This is a genomic window from Streptosporangium sp. NPDC005286 (genome assembly GCF_040607515.1).
Classification (GTDB): domain Bacteria; phylum Actinomycetota; class Actinomycetes; order Streptosporangiales; family Streptosporangiaceae; genus Streptosporangium.
This window is the reverse complement of sequence record NZ_JBEXGU010000192.1, coordinates 1-17,114: the sequence shown is the minus strand read 5'-3', so window position 1 is coordinate 17,114 and position 17,114 is coordinate 1. Positions and strand designations below refer to the sequence as shown.

Annotated in this window: 20 protein-coding genes and 1 pseudogene; 8 read left to right on the top strand and 13 right to left on the bottom strand. The window is 71.0% G+C overall.

The genetic code is table 11. The annotated features are described in order from the left end of the window. Positions 1-120: 120 nt before the first annotated feature. Positions 121-405 carry a YiaA/YiaB family inner membrane protein gene (locus ABZU75_RS39970; protein ID WP_355566506.1) on the bottom strand — a complete coding sequence of 95 codons (285 nt, stop codon included), beginning with the start codon at positions 403-405 and terminating at the stop codon, positions 121-123. A 159-nt stretch (positions 406-564) separates the two neighbouring features. Between ABZU75_RS39970 and ABZU75_RS39965 the strand changes: the two genes are divergently transcribed. The 4 genes from ABZU75_RS39965 (at position 565) to ABZU75_RS39950 (ending at position 3,992) form a co-directional block, all read left to right on the top strand. After that, positions 565-1,122, top strand: coding sequence for an MFS transporter (locus ABZU75_RS39965; RefSeq protein WP_355566503.1), 558 nt, complete (start codon positions 565-567; stop codon positions 1,120-1,122). Between the two features lie 186 nt (positions 1,123-1,308). Continuing rightward, entirely contained in the window at positions 1,309-1,875 is a 567-nt protein-coding gene (locus ABZU75_RS39960) for a copper chaperone PCu(A)C (RefSeq protein ID WP_355566500.1), read from the top strand. Between the two features lie 21 nt (positions 1,876-1,896). Further along, on the top strand, positions 1,897-3,111 hold the full coding sequence (locus ABZU75_RS39955) for a Dyp-type peroxidase (protein WP_355566497.1): 1,215 nt from the start codon (positions 1,897-1,899) through the stop codon (positions 3,109-3,111). A gap of 107 nt (positions 3,112-3,218) precedes the next feature. Further along, positions 3,219-3,992, top strand: coding sequence for an SDR family NAD(P)-dependent oxidoreductase (locus tag ABZU75_RS39950; protein ID WP_355566494.1), 774 nt, complete (start codon positions 3,219-3,221; stop codon positions 3,990-3,992). On the opposite strand, the gene hpnH is transcribed toward ABZU75_RS39950, so the two are convergent. From hpnH to ABZU75_RS39910, 8 genes are all read right to left on the bottom strand, one after another. Next, entirely contained in the window at positions 3,958-4,962 is a 1,005-nt protein-coding gene (gene hpnH, locus ABZU75_RS39945; protein ID WP_355566491.1) for an adenosyl-hopene transferase HpnH, read from the bottom strand. The genes ABZU75_RS39950 and hpnH overlap by 35 nt on opposite strands. Beyond that, positions 4,865-5,587, bottom strand: coding sequence for a hypothetical protein (locus ABZU75_RS39940; RefSeq protein ID WP_355566488.1), 723 nt, complete (start codon positions 5,585-5,587; stop codon positions 4,865-4,867). Before ABZU75_RS39940 ends, hpnH begins: the two co-directional genes overlap by 98 nt. Then, a complete protein-coding gene (gene shc, locus ABZU75_RS39935) occupies positions 5,584-7,485 on the bottom strand; it encodes a squalene--hopene cyclase (RefSeq protein ID WP_355566486.1) in 1,902 nt (633 codons plus the stop codon). The genes ABZU75_RS39940 and shc overlap by 4 nt, the downstream gene beginning before the upstream one ends. 1 nt (position 7,486) lies before the next feature. Next, entirely contained in the window at positions 7,487-8,500 is a 1,014-nt protein-coding gene (locus ABZU75_RS39930) for a polyprenyl synthetase family protein (protein WP_355566483.1), read from the bottom strand. Further along, positions 8,497-9,822 carry a hydroxysqualene dehydroxylase HpnE gene (gene hpnE / locus ABZU75_RS39925; RefSeq protein WP_355566480.1) on the bottom strand — a complete coding sequence of 442 codons (1,326 nt, stop codon included), beginning with the start codon at positions 9,820-9,822 and terminating at the stop codon, positions 8,497-8,499. Before hpnE ends, ABZU75_RS39930 begins: the two co-directional genes overlap by 4 nt. Then, positions 9,819-10,706: a presqualene diphosphate synthase HpnD gene (gene hpnD, locus ABZU75_RS39920; RefSeq protein ID WP_355566477.1), complete on the bottom strand. Its 888-nt coding sequence runs from the start codon at positions 10,704-10,706 to the stop codon at positions 9,819-9,821. Before hpnD ends, hpnE begins: the two co-directional genes overlap by 4 nt. After that, positions 10,693-11,520 carry a squalene synthase HpnC gene (gene hpnC / locus ABZU75_RS39915; protein WP_355566474.1) on the bottom strand — a complete coding sequence of 276 codons (828 nt, stop codon included), beginning with the start codon at positions 11,518-11,520 and terminating at the stop codon, positions 10,693-10,695. Before hpnC ends, hpnD begins: the two co-directional genes overlap by 14 nt. Positions 11,521-11,720: 200 nt before the next feature. After that, entirely contained in the window at positions 11,721-12,506 is a 786-nt protein-coding gene (locus ABZU75_RS39910) for a polysaccharide deacetylase family protein (RefSeq protein WP_355566471.1), read from the bottom strand. 29 nt (positions 12,507-12,535) lie between these two features. Here ABZU75_RS39910 and ABZU75_RS39905 point away from each other — a divergent pair. Beyond that, positions 12,536-13,012 (top strand): annotated as a pseudogene (locus ABZU75_RS39905) (hypothetical protein); the annotation flags it as partial. A 41-nt stretch (positions 13,013-13,053) separates the two neighbouring features. Here ABZU75_RS39905 and ABZU75_RS39900 read toward each other — a convergent pair. Together ABZU75_RS39900 and ABZU75_RS39895 are read right to left on the bottom strand one after the other, a co-directional pair. Continuing rightward, positions 13,054-13,401: a hypothetical protein gene (locus tag ABZU75_RS39900; RefSeq protein WP_355566469.1), complete on the bottom strand. Its 348-nt coding sequence runs from the start codon at positions 13,399-13,401 to the stop codon at positions 13,054-13,056. Between the two features lie 208 nt (positions 13,402-13,609). After that, positions 13,610-14,449, bottom strand: coding sequence for a DMT family transporter (locus ABZU75_RS39895; RefSeq protein ID WP_355566466.1), 840 nt, complete (start codon positions 14,447-14,449; stop codon positions 13,610-13,612). Positions 14,450-14,491: 42 nt separating this feature from the next. Between ABZU75_RS39895 and ABZU75_RS39890 the strand changes: the two genes are divergently transcribed. Further along, the gene (locus ABZU75_RS39890; RefSeq protein ID WP_355566463.1) at positions 14,492-14,662 is read left to right on the top strand and encodes a hypothetical protein; all 171 of its coding nucleotides are present in this window, start codon (positions 14,492-14,494) and stop codon (positions 14,660-14,662) included. A 280-nt stretch (positions 14,663-14,942) separates the two neighbouring features. Then, on the top strand, positions 14,943-15,278 hold the full coding sequence (locus ABZU75_RS39885; RefSeq protein ID WP_350963729.1) for a pyrophosphatase: 336 nt from the start codon (positions 14,943-14,945) through the stop codon (positions 15,276-15,278). A 68-nt stretch (positions 15,279-15,346) separates the two neighbouring features. Here ABZU75_RS39885 and ABZU75_RS39880 read toward each other — a convergent pair whose 3' ends face one another. Continuing rightward, positions 15,347-15,496, bottom strand: coding sequence for a hypothetical protein (locus tag ABZU75_RS39880; protein ID WP_350917855.1), 150 nt, complete (start codon positions 15,494-15,496; stop codon positions 15,347-15,349). Positions 15,497-15,701: 205 nt separating this feature from the next. After that, positions 15,702-16,277, bottom strand: coding sequence for a hypothetical protein (locus ABZU75_RS39875; RefSeq protein WP_355566459.1), 576 nt, complete (start codon positions 16,275-16,277; stop codon positions 15,702-15,704). Positions 16,278-16,469: 192 nt separating this feature from the next. Here ABZU75_RS39875 and ABZU75_RS39870 point away from each other — a divergent pair, with 192 nt between their 5' ends. Continuing rightward, positions 16,470-16,835, top strand: coding sequence for a DUF1801 domain-containing protein (locus ABZU75_RS39870; protein WP_355566456.1), 366 nt, complete (start codon positions 16,470-16,472; stop codon positions 16,833-16,835). The last annotated feature ends 279 nt before the right edge of the window (positions 16,836-17,114 follow it).

Here is a 17,114-nt window from a genome sequence, read left to right as displayed (position 1 = left end):
GGAGGGAGCCGCAGCGTGCTGCGGTGACCGACGACAACGCGGCGAGGCGCCGCCTGACCGACCGCAGTAGGCAAAAGATCCGCAGGACAGGGCCTGGCCTCGCCCGGCGGCGCGGGGGCGTCAGTCGTTCCTGAAGGGGTCGTGCTCCGCCAGCAGCTTGTCCAGCCTGGCCTGGTCGACGCGGTTGACGACCGCGGCCTCCTCGGTGCGGTCCCGGACGCACTTGGCGAGAGTGAACGTCGACGTCACCACGTAGAGCAGCCCGATGCCCATGAAGGACCGGACCCAGGTGGTCACGGGCAGGTAGGCGATACCGATCACCATTGCCGCCACCGACAGTCCGAACGAGATGACGGCCTGCAGGTAGAAGGCGGGGGTCGTGGTGCTCTTCACCGGTCGTGTCATGCCTTCCATCGTCGGGACCATCCGCCTTTCGAGGCATGAGTGCGACTACTTAGTTACCGGTGAGTACGGCAGTGCGGCGACCGGCCTGAGGTGCTGAAAGCCCGCTTCGCCAAGGGGGGTCCGTGAACCGCCACGGCGACATGGGATGATTGCCGGACCATGCCCGCGACCTGGCCTTTCCGTATCGCCCGCGCCGCCGCTTTCGCCGCGGTCTGCCTGGGCCTGAGCGTGATGGCGCATGTCCTCGCGGGAGGCTCGGTCTCCGCGCCGAGCGCGGCCGCCGCCCTGGCCCTCGCCTTCGGCGCGGCCCTCGCCGCCTCGGGGCGCGAGCGCACGCTGGCGGTGATCCTGCCGCTGCTGGCGGGCGTGCAGGCCGGGGTGCACGTGCTGTTCTCCCTCGCGCACGCGGCGTCCCCCGTCGAGCTCGTCGGGCATGTCCACGCGGGGCTGCTGCCCGGACTGGGCATGCTGGTGACGCACGGGTGGGCCGCCGGGCTGACCGCGCTCTGGCTGGCGCGCGGCGAGGCGGCGCTGTGGGCGCTGCTGCGACGGCTCGGTGCGCGGCTAGGCCGCGTGCTCATCGTGCCCGTGACCCCGGCGTACGTGTCCTTCCTCGCCCCGCCCGCGATCGAACCGGGCGTTCTCCGCTCCGCCGTGCTGCGCCACGTTCTCAGCCGGCGTGGCCCTCCCCGGACCGTCACCGCCGCCTCCGGCTGACCGCGCGGGTCACCCGGGGGCATCACTCGTTCCCGAGCCCGCACGCGCGGGCCTGCGCCGATGCGGCCTTCCTGCCGCCCGGCGGACCGAACCAGCGTGACAGTTCCAGGCTGCCTGCCCGGCATGGCCATCGAGCGGCGATCGGCCGCGGCCTGTCGGACGGCCGGCCAGAAGAGAGGCATCATCATGTCCGTTCGTCGTATCACCCCTGCCGGAATCCTGGTCGCGGTCGCGGTGGCCCTGGCCGGGTGCGGCTCCCAGAGCACCGTCGCCCCGGCAGCGGCCCCCGCCGCGGCCCCCGCCACCTCCGCCGCTCCCGCGTTGACGATCACCGACCCGTGGGTGAAGACCGCCAAGAAGGGGATGAGCGCCGCCTTCGGCACCCTGGTCAACAACACCGACACCGAGGTGACGGTCCTCTCCGCCGCCTCGCCGATCTCGCCGAAGGTCGAGCTGCACGAGGTCGTCGACTCCAAGGGAAAGATGATCATGCGCCCCAAGGAGGGCGGGATCGTGATCCCGCCGAGGGGCACCCACCGGCTCCAGCCCGGCGGTGACCACATCATGCTGATGGGCGTCACCGAGGCCGTAAAGCCCGGCGCGGAGATCCCCTTCACCTTCAATCTCAAGGACGGCAAGACCCTGGAGTTCACCGCGGTCGGCAAGGACTTCGCCGGAGGCCAGGAGAACTACCAGCCCGGCACGGACCCGGAGGGCCACGAGGGCATGGGCACGGGCGAGAGCCACGGCTGAGCGGGAAGCGGAGTAGAACTCATGCCAGATCCCCGAATCAGCCGTAGGGGACTGCTCGCGGGAGGCGCCGTCACCGCGGCCGGTGCCCTCGCCGCGTGCGCTCCCGACCAGGCTGTCCCCCCGGCCGCTCCCCGGCCCGCTCCGGCCGTCCCCGTCTCCGGCGGTTCCGCGGTGGAACCCTTCGACGGGGTCCACCAGGCGGGCATCGCGACCCCGCCACAGGCGTACGGGGTGTTCGTCGGCCTGGACCTGCTGCCGGGCACCGACCGCGAGACGCTGGGGCGGATGATGCGGCTGCTCACCGACGATGCCAGGCGGCTGACCCAGGGCAGGCCCGCCCTGGCCGACACCGAGCCCGAGCTGGCCCTGCTGCCCGCCGGGCTGACCGTGACCTTCGGATTCGGCCCCGGTCTCTTCGCGGCGGCCGGACTGGCCGACCACAGGCCCGAGACCGTGGCACCGCTGCCCGCCTTCACCGTCGACAGGCTCAAAAAGGAGTGGAGCGGCGGGGACCTGCTGCTGCAGATCTGCGCCGACGACGCCCTCGCCCTCGCCCACGCCCTGCGCATGGTCGTCAAGGACGCCCGCTCCTTCGCCAAGGTGCGCTGGACCCAGCGGGGCTTCCGGCGTGCCGTCGGCACCCACGCCGCCGAGGCGACCCAGCGCAACGTGATGGGCCAGCTCGACGGGACCGTCAACCCCAAGCCCGGCACCCCCGAGTTCGACCGGGCCGTGTGGGTGCGCGAGGGGCCGTCGTGGCTGCGCGGCGGCACCACGCTGGTGCTGCGGCGCATCCGGGCGGAGATGGAGACCTGGGACGCCGTCGACCGCATCGCCAAGGAGTTCACCGTGGGCCGCCGCCTGGACAACGGCGCCCCGCTCACCGGGCGCGACGAGCACGACGAGGCCGACTTCACCAAGCTCAACGCGATCGGCTTCCCGGTCATCTCCGAGCAGGCCCACATCCGCCGGGCCCACGTCGCCGATCCGGGAATGCGGATCCTGCGCCGGGTCTACAACTACGACGAGGGGCTCACCCCCGACGGGCACGCCGATTCCGGGCTGCTGTTCGCCTCCTACCAGGCCGACATCGCCCGGCAGTTCATCCCCGTCCAGCGCCGGCTGGACGAGGCCGACCTGCTCAACGAGTGGACGACCCCGATCGGCTCGGCGGTCTTCGCCATCCCGCCAGGCTGCTCCCCGAACGGCTGGATCGGAGACACCCTCCTCACCTGACGGAATCCGTGCGGTAAAGAACGGTCTCAAAGGCCATTCCCTCCCCGGGATGCGGGACGGACAGGAGCAGCATGGGCTCCTGACATCCGCACACCGGAGGGATCGAGATGAGACTCGCGGGCGCTCGTGTGCTGATCACCGGTGCGTCGTCCGGCATAGGGGCCGCGACCGCGCGGGCGATGGCCGCCGCGGGGGCCCGCCTCGTCCTGTCGGGGCGCGATCGGGACAGGCTTGCGGCCGTCGCCTCGGAGACCGGCGGCCAGGCACTCGCCGGCGACCTCACGACGGACCTCGCGGGTCTCGCCGAGCGCGCGGGGCCGGTCGACGTGCTGGTCGGCAACGCCGGGTGCGGGTGGGCGGGGCCGTTCCCGGCGATGCCGGACGGTACCGTCGAGCGTCTGGTCGCGGGGAACCTGACCGCTCCCATCCTGCTGACCCGGTCGCTGCTGCCCGCCATGATCGAGCGCGGCCGGGGACACCTCGTCTTCGTGGCCTCGATCGCCGGAGCGATCGGGGTGCGGGACGAGGCGGTGTACGCCGCCACCAAGGCGGGCCTCCTCGGCTTCGCCGAGAGCCTGCGCTACGAGTCACGCGGGATCGGCGTGTCCGTCGTGCTGCCCGGCGTGGTGGAGACCCCGTTCTTCGAGCGGCGCGGCGCCCCCTACACACGGCGATGGCCCGTGCCGATCCCCGCGGAACGGGTCGCCCAGGCGATCGTGTCCGCCGTCGAGTGCGGCAGGCCCGAGTCGTACGTGCCGGGCTGGCTGCGGCTGCCGGCCAGGCTGAAGGGCGTGGCACCCGGCCCCTTCCGCACCCTCGCCGGGATATTCGGCGGGCAGCCGGAGCTCAGCCCCCGCCCAGAGCCCGGATCGACTCCTTGAGGGAGGCGAGCGTGGCGAAGACGGCGGTCGGCTCGTATCCACAGTGGGCCATGCAGTTGGCGCACCGGTCATCGCGCCCCCGGCCGTAGGCGTCCCAGTCGGTCTCGGTGACCAGTTCCCGATAGGTGGCCGCGTAGCCGTCGGACATGAGGTAGCAGGGGCGCTGCCAGCCGAAGAGCGAGTACGAGGGGATGGCCCACGCCGTGCACGGGAAGTCGATCTTCCCTTCGAGGAAGTCGAGGAAGAGCGGGGTGTGGTTGAACCGCCACCGCCGCCGGTTCCCGCCGGAGAACGCCTTACGGAACAGTTCCCGGGTCTCCCGCACGCCGAGAAAGTGCTCCTGGTCGGGCGCCTTCTCGTACGCGTACCCGGGAGAGATCATCATCGCGTCGACGCGAAGATCGTCGTTGAGATAGTCGAGCACGTCGACGACCGTCTGCGGGCTGTCGGTGTTGAAGAACGTCGTGTTCGTGGTGACCCGGAAACCACGGCGCCGGCACTCCCGGACCGCGGCGACGGCCTCGTCGAACACGCCCTCCTTGCACACCGACTCGTCGTGGCGCTCGCGCATGCCGTCCAGGTGGATCGTCCACGCGAAGTACCGCGAGGGCTTGAACTGGTCGATCTTCTTGGGGATCAGCAGCGCGTTGGTGCACAGGAACACGTACTTCCTCCTGGCGACCAGCTCCCGGACCAGCTCCCCTATCTGCGGGTGCATGAGCGGTTCCCCGCCTGCGATCGAGACCATGGGCGCGCCGCACTCCTCGATGGCGGCCAGGGCCTGCTCGACCGGCATGCGCTGTTTCAGCACGTCGGCGGGGTGCTGGATCTTTCCGCAGCCAGCACAGTGCAGGTTACAGGCGAACAAGGGCTCAAGTTCCACCAGAAGGGGGAACTTCGTCCGCCCGCGCAGCTTCTGGCGGAGGATGTAGCCGCCGATGCGAAGACTCTGGCGGATCGGTGTCGGCATCTGGGTTGCATCTCCTTGGGTAATGGAACGGGACGGACTCCTCGGGGAGAGAGGGGGAGATCGCGGCGGCCCAGCGGGCCAGGACCGGGCCGAGCCGGCGCAGCACGCGGTACGCCACGGCGCCGCCGCATATCGTGGCCGGGCGCAACAGCGCGGCACCGGCGATGTCGGCGACGACGCGCAGCGCGGCGAACGGCAGGCCGGGCACCGCGCCCGCCAGCGGCCCGGTCTCCATGTCGACGGCCGCCGCCCCCTCGGCGGCGAGCCTGCGGCGTTCGGCCCCCGTCACGATGTGATCGGAGGTGACCAGCGGTCCGGTACGCGCGGACAGGCCGGCCCGAGCCAGCTCCTCGGCCAGCGACCACGCCGAGGGGCAGGGCACCATCCGGCCCTCGAAGCGGATCTCGCTCGCCACCAGCACGTCTCCCGGGCGCAGGCCCTCGTCGAGCGCCCCGCAGAAACCGGTCACCGCCAGCGCGCCCGCCGGCGGGAGCCGCGCCGCCGCGCTCGCGGCGCGGCGCGGGCCCATCCCGGTCCGGATCACCCGCACCTCCTCGGTCGGCAGGCCGCTCCGTACGGCCCGCGCCTCGACGGCCAGGGCGGTGCAGATCAGCAGGCCGGTCACCCGGCGTCCACGGTGACCGCCTCGTCCCTCAGCGCGGGCCTGGGGTGCGAGGGCACCTCTCGGGAGCGCACGTAACGGCCCAGCGCGCTGATCGGGAAGACGAGGCGATAGAGGTGGTAGTTGATGTAGAAGGCGCCGGGGAAGCCGGTCCCGGTGAAGTACGGCTCGTCCCAGCCGCCGTCCGGGCGCTGGTGGCCGACCAGCCACTCCACGCCGCGCTCCACCGCCGGTGACCGCTCCCCGGCGGCGAGCAGCGCCATCAGGGCCCACGCCGTCTGCGAGGGAGTGGAGTGGCCGCGCCCGATCCAGCGGGGATCGGTGTAGGAGCGCAGATCCTCCCCCCAGCCGCCGTCGTCGTTCTGGTGCCTCTCCAGCCAGGCGACAGCACGCCTTATGCACGGCTTGCCGGGCCGTACGCCGGCCGCGATGAGCGCGGGGAGCACGGCGCCGGTGCCGTAGACGTGGTTGGCCCCCCAGCGGCCGAACCACGATCCGTCCGCCTCCTGCGCCTTCAGCAGCCAGACGACGGCACGTCGCACGACGGGGGAGTCCGGCCGCTCCTGCGCCAGTGCCTCGACGACGTGGGCGGTGACGTCGGCGGACGGCGGGTCGATGACCGCGCCGAAGTCGCAGAACGGCAGCTTCTTACACATCTCGCGGGTGTTGTCGGCGTCGAAGGCCCCGAAACCGCCGTCGCGGGACGCCATGCCGATGATCCAGCGCACCCCGCGGTCGATGGCCGGCCTGGCGTCCGGATGACGCACCCGGCGCAGGGCGAGAATCGCCTCCGCCGTGTCGTCGATGTCCGGGTAGCCGTCGTTGTCGAACTCGAAGGCCCAGCCGCCGGGTGCCAGCGAAGGGCGCCGTACGGACCAGTCGCCCCGGCTCCGGATCTCCTCGGTGAGCACCCAGCCGGAGGCGGCGACGAGGGCGGGATGGTCGGCGGGCAGGCCCGCGTCGAGAAGGCCGTTGATCGCGAGCACCGTGTCCCACACGGGGGACTGGCAGGCCTCCAGCCTGCGCCCCTTCTCGTCCCGGATGGTGAACCTGTCGAATCCCTCGATGCCCTTCCTCATCACCGGATGGTCGAGAGGGTAGCCGTGCAGGCTCAGCGCGATCAGCGAGTACACCCACGGCGGCTGGATACCGCCCCAGGACCCGTCCGCCTCCTGCCTGGCCACGACCCACTCGGCGGCCCGCCTCAGCGCGGCCCGCCGCAGGCCGGGGACGGGACGTCGCTGGTAGCGGTGCAGGACGCGGTCGAGCACGGTGAACGGCCCGTGGGGGTGCGGCGGTGCGGGGCGTCCGGTACGCAGTTCGGCCAGGTCGAACGGGAGCGGCCGGACCGGGCGGTGCGCGCTCACGATGGTGAGCGGGACGATCGTCTGCCTGGCCCAGCAGGCCCAGTCGTAGACGTTGAGCGGGAACCAGCGCGGCAGGAACATCATCTCGGGGGGCAGCACCGGGAGGTCCTCCCAACGCCACTGCCCGAACAGCGCCAGCCAGATCCGGGTGAACACCCGGCTGGCCTCGATCCCGCCGGATTCCCGCACGAACCGGGCCGCGGCTCGCATGTGTGGGGCGTCGGTCCGGTCACCGGCGAGCCGTAGCGCGGCGTACGCCTCGATCGTGGTGGACAGGTCGCCGGGGCCGTCGTGGAAGTTGGCCCAGGTCCCGTCGTCACGCTGCTCGGAGCGGATCCAACGGGCCGCCTGGGCGGTGTCCTGCTCGGTGCGGATACCGAGGAACTCCCTGAGCAGCAGGTCTTCGGCGTCCATGGTCACGTTCGTCTGCAACTCGCCCTTCCACCACCCCTCGGGCGCCTGGAGGCCGAGCAGGTGGTCGCATGCCGCGTCGAGGGTGAGTTCGGCGGAAGTGGAAGCGGCGACGGTGGTCATGTCAGTGGCCCCTGGATGTGAGGAAGCGGACGATGTCCAGGAATTCGGCGCGGACGTCCGGGGGCATGTCCGCGCCGGCGAGATGGTGTTCGGCGGCGTCGAGCCGGTGCTTGGCCTCGCTCTCGGCCCACGCCCGGCCACCGGCCTCCTCGACGAGCCGGGCGGCGTCGTGCAGGTCGGATTCGGACAGCGGCAGGGGATCGGCCAGCAGGCGGGCGAGCCGCTCACCGGCCGGCGTGTCGCTGGTGAGCGCGGCGACGATCGGCAGCGACTTCTTGCGGGCACGCAGGTCGGAAAGGACTGGTTTGCCGGTCGTCTCGGGGCTGCCCCAGATGCCCAGCAGGTCGTCGACGAGCTGGAAGGCCAGGCCGGCCTCGGTTCCGAAGGCCGTCAGGGCGACGACCAGCGGAGCGGGGCCGTTCACCACGGTCGCACCGATCGAGCAGGCACAGGCCAGCAGGGAGCCGGTCTTCTGCGTGGACATCCGCCGGCACTCCGCCAGGCTCACGTCCGCGAGCTGTTCGAACTCCAGGTCGAGCGCCTGACCGGCGATCAGCTCCCGAGTGGCGACGGCCAGGTGCCGGGCGGCCCGCAGGCCGGGGAGACCGCCCTCCTCAAGCAGCAACTCCCCCGCGAGCGAGAGCAGGGCGTCGCCGGTGAGGATGGCCGCGGAGCAGCCGAAGACGGTCCACGCGGCCGGTCGGTGCCGCCGCATCCGGTCGCCGTCCATGATGTCGTCGTGCAGCAGTGAGAACGCGTGCACGAGTTCCACCGCGGCGGCGACCTGCAGGCCCTGCTCCTGGCTTCCCCCCGCCGCTCTCGCCGACAGGATGGCCAGTGCCGGGCGTAGCGCCTTGCCGCCGGAGGCGGCGGGCAGGCCCGCCGGGTCGGCCCAGCCGAGGTGGTAGGCGGCGACGCGCGAGGTCAGTGGGTCGAGCCTGGCCACGGCGTCCCGGAGCACGGGCTCCACGAGCCCGCGGGCGGCCACGACCGAGGGCGGGATGACCGCCGTCACCGGGGACGTTCCCTCTTCAGATGACGCCTGACCAGGCAGGTCGCGTTGAGTCCGCTACGCACGGCAGCCTCCATCGTGTCGGGCCAGCCCGTGTCGGTCCACGCGCCGGCGAGAAACAGTCCGGGCCACCGGGTGGCGGCCTCGGGGCGGAGCGCGCCACTGCCGGGGCACTGGCGGAAGGTGGCGCGACGTTCCCTCGTGACGAAGAAATCGATGATCCGTGCCTGCCGCGCTCCCGGGAAGATCTGCTCAAGCGCGGGTACGAACGTGGCTCGCACCCGCGCGGTGGGTACGTCGATCCACTGGTCCGCCGCGGAGACCGAGACCGCGAGGTACTGGCCTTCGCGCAGTCCCGCGGCGCCGGTCTTGTCGAACACCCACTGCACGGGCGAGTCCACGACCGCCGCGAACGGCACCCGGGTGACCCGCCGGTCGTAGACGACGTGCACGTTGACGATCGGGCTCGCGTCCAGGCCGCGCCAGCGCTCCCTGCCGGGAGCGGCCTGTTCGGGGACCAGGGCCGCGGCCTGCTCGTGCGCCGTGGCGACGATGACGGCGGGCGCCTCGACCCGGCTGCCGTCCACGATCACGGAGCCTCGCTCGATGGCGGTGACCTTCGCCGACAGGCGTACGGCACCGCCGCGCCGTTCGATGGCGGCCCGTGCCGCGTCGCCGTGCAGCTCGCCGAGGGGCACGGCGGGAACGCCGATGTCGGCGGCTCCCGCCCGGCCGAGCAGCGCGGTCTTGAAGACCATCGCCGCGGGCCCCAGGGCCGCGCCCTCGACCCCGACGTTCAGGGCCGCCATCGCGAACAGCTCCCAGAGGGCGTGTCGCGCGCGCTCGCGCTGCCCGTGGGCGGTCAGCCAGCTCCCGAGGTCGGTCAGGTCCAGCGCGGGGTCGGCCGGGTCGAGCCGGCGAAGGGCGAGTGAGACCCGCATCGCGCGCAGCCGGTCGGCGGGCTTGAGCAGCTGGTATCCGGCCAGCGCCGGCAGCAGGTGGAACGGTCCCGGCAGCATCCCGCGTCTCAGCCGCCCGTACCGCCCCGCGGGGGTGAGCACCCGTACGTCGAACCGGTCCTGCAGGTGTACGTGCCCGGCGACGCCGAGCCGGTCGAGCAGGCCGCGGTAGGCCGTGCAGCAGCGGAGGAACACGTGCTGGCCGTTGTCGACGCTCAGCCCGTTCCTGACGAAGGAGTGGGTGGCGCCGCCCAGCCTCGGCCGGGCCTCGTACAGGGTCACGCGGTGACCGGCCTCCCCGAGCGCGACGGCGGCGGCGATGCCCGCCAGCCCGCCGCCGACGATCGCGACCGGAGCGCCGTTCATCGGGCGGCCCCCGCCAGGGCGCGCGCCGCCACCATCGCCTTCTGCCACGGAGGCAGTGACAGCCGCGAGGCCAGTGCCTCGGCGGGATCCGCGGCGATGCGGCCGAGCAGGCACCGGTAGATGCCGGCCATCGCCGCGGTGCACGCCGCGCTGCGCACGTCGAGTGCGGTCAGCAGGCGCATGCCGTCGTCGAACCAGTCGCGCGCCCGGTCGGCCTCGAACCGCATCAGCGCGGCGAGCCGGTCGGGAGGGTCGGTGAACCTGCCGGAGGAGTCGATGTTCAGGGTGCATCCGAATCGCCGGAGGTCCTCGGCGGGGAGGTAGGTCCGCCCGGCCAGCCGGTCCTCGCGCACGTCCCGCAGGATGTTCGTGATCTGCAGGGCCACTCCCAGCGCGTCCGCCAGGTGCGCCACCCTCGCCGCGTCCCTGCCGTCGTTCTTGCCGTCTCCGGTGCCCGCGGTGCCGAAGACTCCGAGGGAGAGCCGCCCGATCGACCCGGCGACGCATCGGCAGTAGGAGAGCAGCTCGTCGAAGTGCTCGTAGGTCTCCCCGCGTACGTCCGCGGCGCAACCGTCGATCAGCTCCTCGAACGCCGACAGCGGCAGTGGGTAGCGGAGGGCGGTGTCGTGCAGCGCGACCAGCACCGGGTCCTCGGGGTCGGGCCGTGCCGTGCCGAGTGCGGCGCGCGCGGCGGCCAGCTCGGTCAGGCGCTGCCCGTCGGGGCCGTCTCCGTCGGCGATGTCGTCGATCCGGCGGGCGAACGCGTAGACCGCGCTGAGCGCGCGGCGCTTGGGAGTCGGCAGCAGCCGGAGACCGTAGGAGAAGTTCCGCGCCTGACCGCGGACGATCTGTTCGCAGTGCCGGTAGGCGTCAGCGGTGTCCACGGTCGTACCCCCTGCTTGTGAGGATCCGCAGCCAGGTCGTCAGGAACCGCGCGCCGCGCGGGCGTACGGCGCGGCCGAGAACGTCGTAACCGGCCTGGGTCAGTGCCGCGCTGGTGGCCCGGCCGCCCGCGATGTAGCCCGCGATGGCGAGGCGGGCGAACCCCGTCGCCGATCGGGCGAGCCGGTCCCCCTCGTCGAGCAGCCGATCGGCCCGCCGCGTCTGGAGCGCGACGACATCGCGCAACCGCGCCGAGGCGGTGGCCGCGGCGAGATCGTCCTCGTCGCAGCCGAACCGGCGCAGATCCTCCCCTGGCAGGTAGACGCGGCCTCGGGCGTGGTCCTCCCCGACGTCCTGGCAGTGCTCGATGATCTGCAGCGCCGTGCACACGCGGTCGGACAGGGCCAGGCGGGAGGGGGTGGCCATGTCGAACACGTGCAGCACGATGTGCCCGACGGGGTTCGCGGACAGCTCGCAGTAGGAGAGCAGGTCGTCGAAGGTGTCGTACCGGCTGACCGTCTGGTCGCGCCGGTTGGCCTCGATCAGCCGGTGAAAGGGCTCGGCCGGGACGGAGCAGGTCTCGACGGTACCCGCGAGCGCGCGGATGACCGGCAGGCGGGGAGCCCGACCGGCGTACAGGCGGGCGAGGTCGTCGTCGACGGTGTCGAGCAGCCGGAGCGGATCCTCGCTCTGCGCCTCGTCCCCGATGTCGTCGACGGTCCGTGCGAAGCCGTACACCGCGAGGAGGTGGCGGCGATGGGTACGCGGCAGTAAACATGAGGCGACCGGGAAGTTCTCCCTGCGCGCTTTGAGCATGACGCTCCGCGTATCGGCTCCCCTCCAATTCATAAATTGAGGTTGTCCCCGACGGGCTGTTATAAACGCGGATGAACGATCTGCTGGTTTTTATCGGTGGGAGCTGGGAAAATATTTAGTATCGCGTTATATCTCTGCCTTTGGAAAAATGGTTGTTATTTTGCCGGGAGGTGAGCCGGATCGGGTTGGGGTAAAAGCCGTCACAAAAAGCGGTACGGCTTTTGCGGCAGGTTTTTTCGAGGAGCGGTGATCTCACGAACGTCATGAAGGGTCGTGCGGCCGCCGGAGACGCCGTGGTCCCGGAGCGGTCCGACCCGCAGACCCGCGGCGCGGCAGCGGTTCACCAGTTCGGGCAGGGCACCGAGCCCCGACCGCCAGGAGCCGGGGGCCGAGGTGTGGTCGGAGTCGTGCAGCAGGAGCGTCGCCCCGCCCCGCAGGCCGGATGCCAGCGTGGCCAGCACCGAGGCCGGGCTCGCCGAGCGTGTCCAGTCCCTGCCCCACGCGGTCCACAGGACGGGACGCAGTCCCCGCAGACGGGCGGCGAGCAGTGTCTCGGCGCTGAGGACGCCGTAGGGCGGCCGGTACCACGTGGGATCGACGCCGGTGACGGCGGCGACCAGATCGGCCGCCCTGTGCGTCTCGGCCGCCATCCGGCCGGGGCGGGTCGTCAGGGCGTTCTCGTGCGACCAGCCGTGCACCGCGATCTCATGGCCCTCCGCGACGATGCGGCGGCCCAGCGCGGGGTGACGTTGGAGCATCTCGCCGAGGACGAAGAAGGTGGCCCGGCATCCGAGCCGCTCCAGCTCCGCGAGGAAACGCGGTGTGGATCGCGGGTCGGGCCCGTCGTCGAAGGTCAGCGCGACATGGTCGGCGAGGCCCACCCCGGCGAGGCCGGGCAGCAGCCGGCGCACGGAGGGCAGCCAGGTCGCCGCGGGCCCCACGTGCAGAATGGCCAGACCGGCGAGGGCCAACGCGGCACGGTTCACCGTGTCAAGTCTGGGTCACGGGGGCCGTGATGCCAACGCGACGCACGGTGCTGATCGTCAGTGCCGGTATGGGGGCCGGGCACGACGCGGTCGCGGTGGAACTGGCCAGGCGGCTCGCCGCCGAGGGCGTCGAAGCGGAGATCGTCGATATCCTGAAGCTGCTGCCGTTCCGGCTGGGAGTGGCGCTGCGCGGTTGGTACGGCTGGATGATGCGCTCCGCGCCCTGGCTGTACGCGCTGATCTACCGGGTCTTCTTCGTGCCGGACCGGGCGCCGCCGACCTCGCCGCTGACGATAATGGCCGCGGCACGGCTGCGTGGGCTCATCCGCCGCCGGATGCCGGCCGAGGTCGTCTCGACCTTCCACCTGGCCGCGCAGGCGGTCGGCCACCTGAGGCTACATGGCCGCCTGCCGGTTCCCAGTACCGTCCTGCTGACCGACTTCGCGGCGCATCGGCTCTGGTTGCATCCGGGCAACGACCGGTACCTGTGCTCGGATCAGGCGACCGCGCGCGCCGTTCACGCCGCGACCGGCCGCCCGGCGTTCTGTCACGCGCCCCTGGTACGCCCGGAGTTCCGGCGGCCGGCGGCCGCCGCGGCGCAGGTGCGTGCCCGGATCGGTGCCCGCGCCGGGGAGCGGCTGGTCCTCGTCTCGGCCGGCGCGTGGGGGGTGGGCGGAGTCGAGGAGACGGCTCGCGTTCTGGCGCGCTCGGGACGGTACCTGCCCGTCGTCCTCTGCGGGCACAACCGCGAGCTGCGCCACCTGCTGCGGCACACCGGTGTCGCCCTCGGCTGGTGCGACGACATGCCGGACCTGATGGCCGCCGCGTACGCGCTGGTGGACAACGCGGCGGGCCTGACCTGCCGGGAGGCGATGGCCGCCGGAGTGCCGGTCATCTCCTACCGGCCGATTCCCGGCCACGGCAGGGACGGCGCGCGGGCCATGGCGCGGGCCGGGCTGAGCGTGTACGCGGGTGACGCCGGGGAGCTGCTCACCGCGCTGGATCGCCTCGGGTGCGGGGCGGAACGGGCGCGGCGGATCGCCAGGGGAGCCGCCCTGTTCGACGCCGCGCCCGCGGAGTCCTTCCTCACCTTCGCGAGGCCCCTACCCGACGAGCGGCGACCGGCTCAGCCGGACACTGCCGTAGAAGATCAACCCCACCCCGACGAGTTCCGGGACGACCCACCAGCCAAGCCGGATGTTCTCGCCGAACAGCGCGACGCCGTACATGATGCTGACGACGGGGTCGGCGATGTTGAGCGTCGGCTGCACGACCACCAGGGACGCGCTGCTCAGCGCGCTCTGCAGCACGAAGACGCTGAACAGGCCGGCCGCGATCATGGCGTACAGCGACCAGCTGGTCAGTACGGCGGCGTCCTCCGCGGCGAAGATCTCGGTGTTCTCCTTTATCAGCGCGGCGGTGAAGGCGAATCCCAGAGCGGAGGTGATCCCGAGCAGGGCACCACGGGACGGGCCGCTGCGGATCTTCGCCATCGCGATCAGACCGGCGGCGACGCCGACCGTCACGACCACGGTGATCAGCCAGAGGTCCATGGTCGGGGACCGGGTCCCGCTCTGTCCCGGATCGGCGGAGATGAGGAAGACGGCCAGCCCGATGGTCAGGATGCCGATGGCCAGCCATGACCCCCGGTCCAGATGGACGTGCAGGATGAGCGAGACGAGGATCATCGTGAAGGGCAGCTCGGTGACGAGAATGGGCTGTACGAGAGCGAGGGCGCCGAAGTTCAGCGCGGCCGCCTGCAGCAGGAAGCCCCCGATCAGCGCACCCATGCCGCCCAGCCATGAGGGTTGCCGGATCAGGTATCCGATCAGCGCCAGCTTGAACACACGGCTCTGCGGTGCGGTTCGCGCCGCCTGCCGCTGCAGCACCGAGGAGAGGGCGTTGCAGGCGGCGGTGAGCACGGCCAGGATCGCCGCGGTCACCGGCGCACGGCTTTCCGGCTCCCGATGGTGTGCCGTCCGGCAATGAAGATCATCGAGCGCGTCACCTTTTCCGCGATGTCATGGTGCCTCGGCACCGTTCCGGCGACAGAGACGTGGGCGGGCTATGGCGTGTTGACCGGCAGAACGCATCCCGTGGCGACGGCGTGTCCGCGGGACATGAATCCCTCCTCGACCTTGGCTTTCAGGGCCTGAGGGGAAGATCGCCCCCTGTCACGGGTTGATCACGTGATGCGGGCGATGTCACCTTAATTCAGTGGTGGAGGGCCGGGCGGTAAATGCCGCGCGCCACGCGGGCGGCGGTTCGGCACCGATCCGCCGCGAAGAATTCACCGGGGCTCTGGGGCCTTGAGGTTTTCTACGGCATTTAGCTGATATTTGTGGATTTGCGGGATGGTGGCGGTCGTCATCCGGAATGAGACCGCGACGGGTTCGCCGGAGAGCGGTTGTCGGACCTGCCTCCTACACTCCCGGCATGGATCTGAGGCGGCTCACGGACGAGGTCGAGGCGGTGTCGAGCACCTATGCGCGCAGGCACGGGATCACCCGGGACGACACCTGGTTCCTGCTGAAGCTCCAGGAGGAGGTCGGCGAGTTGACGCAGGCGTTCCTGATGCGCTCCGGCCAGGCCAGGGACAAGGGGCACTCCGCCGACGAGTTGGAGCTGGGCTTCCGGTCCGAGCTCGCGGACGTCCTGTCGCAGCTCCTGGTCATGGCACGACATCACGGGGTCGACCTGGAGGCGGAGGTCGAGCGAAAGTGGATGCCCTGGCACCCCGACCGGCTTCCCGCCGACGGCCACGCTCCCTGATCGCCGATTCTGGGCCGTCGGCTTTTGGCACTGAAATCGCCCTGCAGCCGAGGCTCCCGCCGAAGGCATCAAGAGTCGCGGAGCAGTTTGATCAGCAGGACGAGGATCAGAATGGCGACGGCCACGGCGGCGAAGAGAACTCCGAGGGCGACGACACCGATCATGATCAGTTCGGGTGTTTCGGGGAGGATGGGGTCGCTTCCCGCGTAGGCCGGCACGGTGACTCCTGGTCAGATATGGATTTTTGAGGGTATGTGATGTCGCCAGGGCCGGAAAGCCAGTCCGGCGCAAAAAGGGTCATACCTCTCACAGGCGGAGGTCTGGGTGCGGTGAGCGGTCTGATTTCTGTCGTGGTCCGGGGCCGGTGCCCACGCATCGGTGCCTGCCGGGAACGGTTCAGCAGGAAACCTGCCCTCTGTGATGTCAGTCGAAATCGGTGCAGGTGGCATACCAGTCGCCGGTTATGTGGTTGACCGTGGAGGCGTCGAGGTCCTTCAGGTTTCCATCGGAGACGTATGCGAACCCGCACTTTTCGAGTATCCCGCCACCCGTGGTGAAGAGATGGGTGACGCCTTGCCGGCGTTGCGCGCCATCGATGGTGAAAAGGCCGACGCGCTCCTTCGCCCCTGTCCACTTCTCGCCCTCGGGTAAGGAGTCCGCGTACTCCACGAGAGCGGACTCCGAGACCAGGAAGGCCGTCCGCATTGGAATATCGGAGTAGGCGAGGACGAGAGCGAGTGCTCCGATGAACGGGGGAGCAAGAACCAGTATCAGGTCGCGCCTGAGTTCGCCGATGGCGAGAACCGCCACCCAGGCACACAGGGACCACAACCACAGGGGGGCGGCCACCAGGGCCAACATGAAGCTGCCGCCTGGAGGAACCGCGGCAAGGATCGTCAGAACGGAGGTCACGGTTATCGGGCCGATGAATATCAGGTAACGCCACCGGTCCCTCCTTGACGCTCCGAACCGCACATCTGGGGCCGCGAATGGTGTCATGCGAGGATCTTATTTACGACGAACGGGAGGATGTGGCTACTTGCTCCACCCGCCTGACCACTTCGCCCGAGTCGGTGCCCCGGACCGACGGCCGGCTGTCATGCACGTCGCCACGGGCGCGGATGGTTGATCTCAGCCGCGGTGAAACCGTGGGTGGCTCTCGGTCTGCTCAGCTCCTCGTACGCTCTGAGTATGGTGCGAAGCAATGCGGAAAGCGTGGACGGCTACCTCGCCGAGGTGTCTGACGAGCGCAGGGCGGTCCTGACCGACCTACGCGAACTGTGCCGTACGGAGCTCAAGGGCTTCACCGAGGTCATGGAGTATGGAATGCCCGCGTACCAGCGGGATGGCGCCGTTGAAATCGCCTTCGCAAGCCAGAAGCAGTACATCTCCTTCTACCTCCTGCGCAGCGATGTCCGCGAGGCCTTCGAGCAGCGCCTGGCCGGGCAGGACATGGGCAAGGGCTGCCTGCGCTTCCGTAAGCCGGAAAAGATCGACCTCGGTCTCGTACGGGATCTGCTGACGGCCACCGCGGCCAGGCCGGGCAAGATCTGCTGACGCTGAGGGGCGCTGGACCGGGTTGCGATACCCGGGTGGTACGAACTGCGGGAGACACGCGCGACGGGTGGCGGGCGGGGACAACGGCAGCGTCTCCTCACTCTCCTCCGGGATGCGCCGCTGCCGCTCGGGGTGCGGGCTGAACCGTGCGACGACGACGGCGCGCCGATGGCCCCCGGCCACAGGTGGGCGCTCGTTCGACGATGTCGTCCCCGCCGGGATGCGGGCCGGCGAGTGCGCTGAGTGTCCCGTCGTCCGCACCGCCGGAACAGCTGTTCC

Coding starts and splice junctions, on each gene's coding strand:
- ABZU75_RS39960 (WP_355566500.1), top strand. CDS start 1,309: ATGTCCGTTCGTCGTATCACCCCTGCCGGAATCCTGGTCGCGGTCGCG.
- hpnH (WP_355566491.1), bottom strand. CDS start 4,962: ATGCCGACACCGATCCGCCAGAGTCTTCGCATCGGCGGCTACATCCTC.
- hpnC (WP_355566474.1), bottom strand. CDS start 11,520: ATGCTCAAAGCGCGCAGGGAGAACTTCCCGGTCGCCTCATGTTTACTG.
- ABZU75_RS39870 (WP_355566456.1), top strand. CDS start 16,470: ATGGTGCGAAGCAATGCGGAAAGCGTGGACGGCTACCTCGCCGAGGTG.
- ABZU75_RS39955 (WP_355566497.1), top strand. CDS start 1,897: ATGCCAGATCCCCGAATCAGCCGTAGGGGACTGCTCGCGGGAGGCGCC.
- shc (WP_355566486.1), bottom strand. CDS start 7,485: ATGACCACCGTCGCCGCTTCCACTTCCGCCGAACTCACCCTCGACGCG.
- ABZU75_RS39875 (WP_355566459.1), bottom strand. CDS start 16,277: ATGACACCATTCGCGGCCCCAGATGTGCGGTTCGGAGCGTCAAGGAGG.
- ABZU75_RS39965 (WP_355566503.1), top strand. CDS start 565: ATGCCCGCGACCTGGCCTTTCCGTATCGCCCGCGCCGCCGCTTTCGCC.
- ABZU75_RS39950 (WP_355566494.1), top strand. CDS start 3,219: ATGAGACTCGCGGGCGCTCGTGTGCTGATCACCGGTGCGTCGTCCGGC.
- ABZU75_RS39890 (WP_355566463.1), top strand. CDS start 14,492: ATGAAGATCATCGAGCGCGTCACCTTTTCCGCGATGTCATGGTGCCTC.
- ABZU75_RS39885 (WP_350963729.1), top strand. CDS start 14,943: ATGGATCTGAGGCGGCTCACGGACGAGGTCGAGGCGGTGTCGAGCACC.
- ABZU75_RS39970 (WP_355566506.1), bottom strand. CDS start 405: ATGACACGACCGGTGAAGAGCACCACGACCCCCGCCTTCTACCTGCAG.
- ABZU75_RS39900 (WP_355566469.1), bottom strand. CDS start 13,401: ATGACCGGCACTCCGGCGGCCATCGCCTCCCGGCAGGTCAGGCCCGCC.
- hpnE (WP_355566480.1), bottom strand. CDS start 9,822: ATGAACGGCGCTCCGGTCGCGATCGTCGGCGGCGGGCTGGCGGGCATC.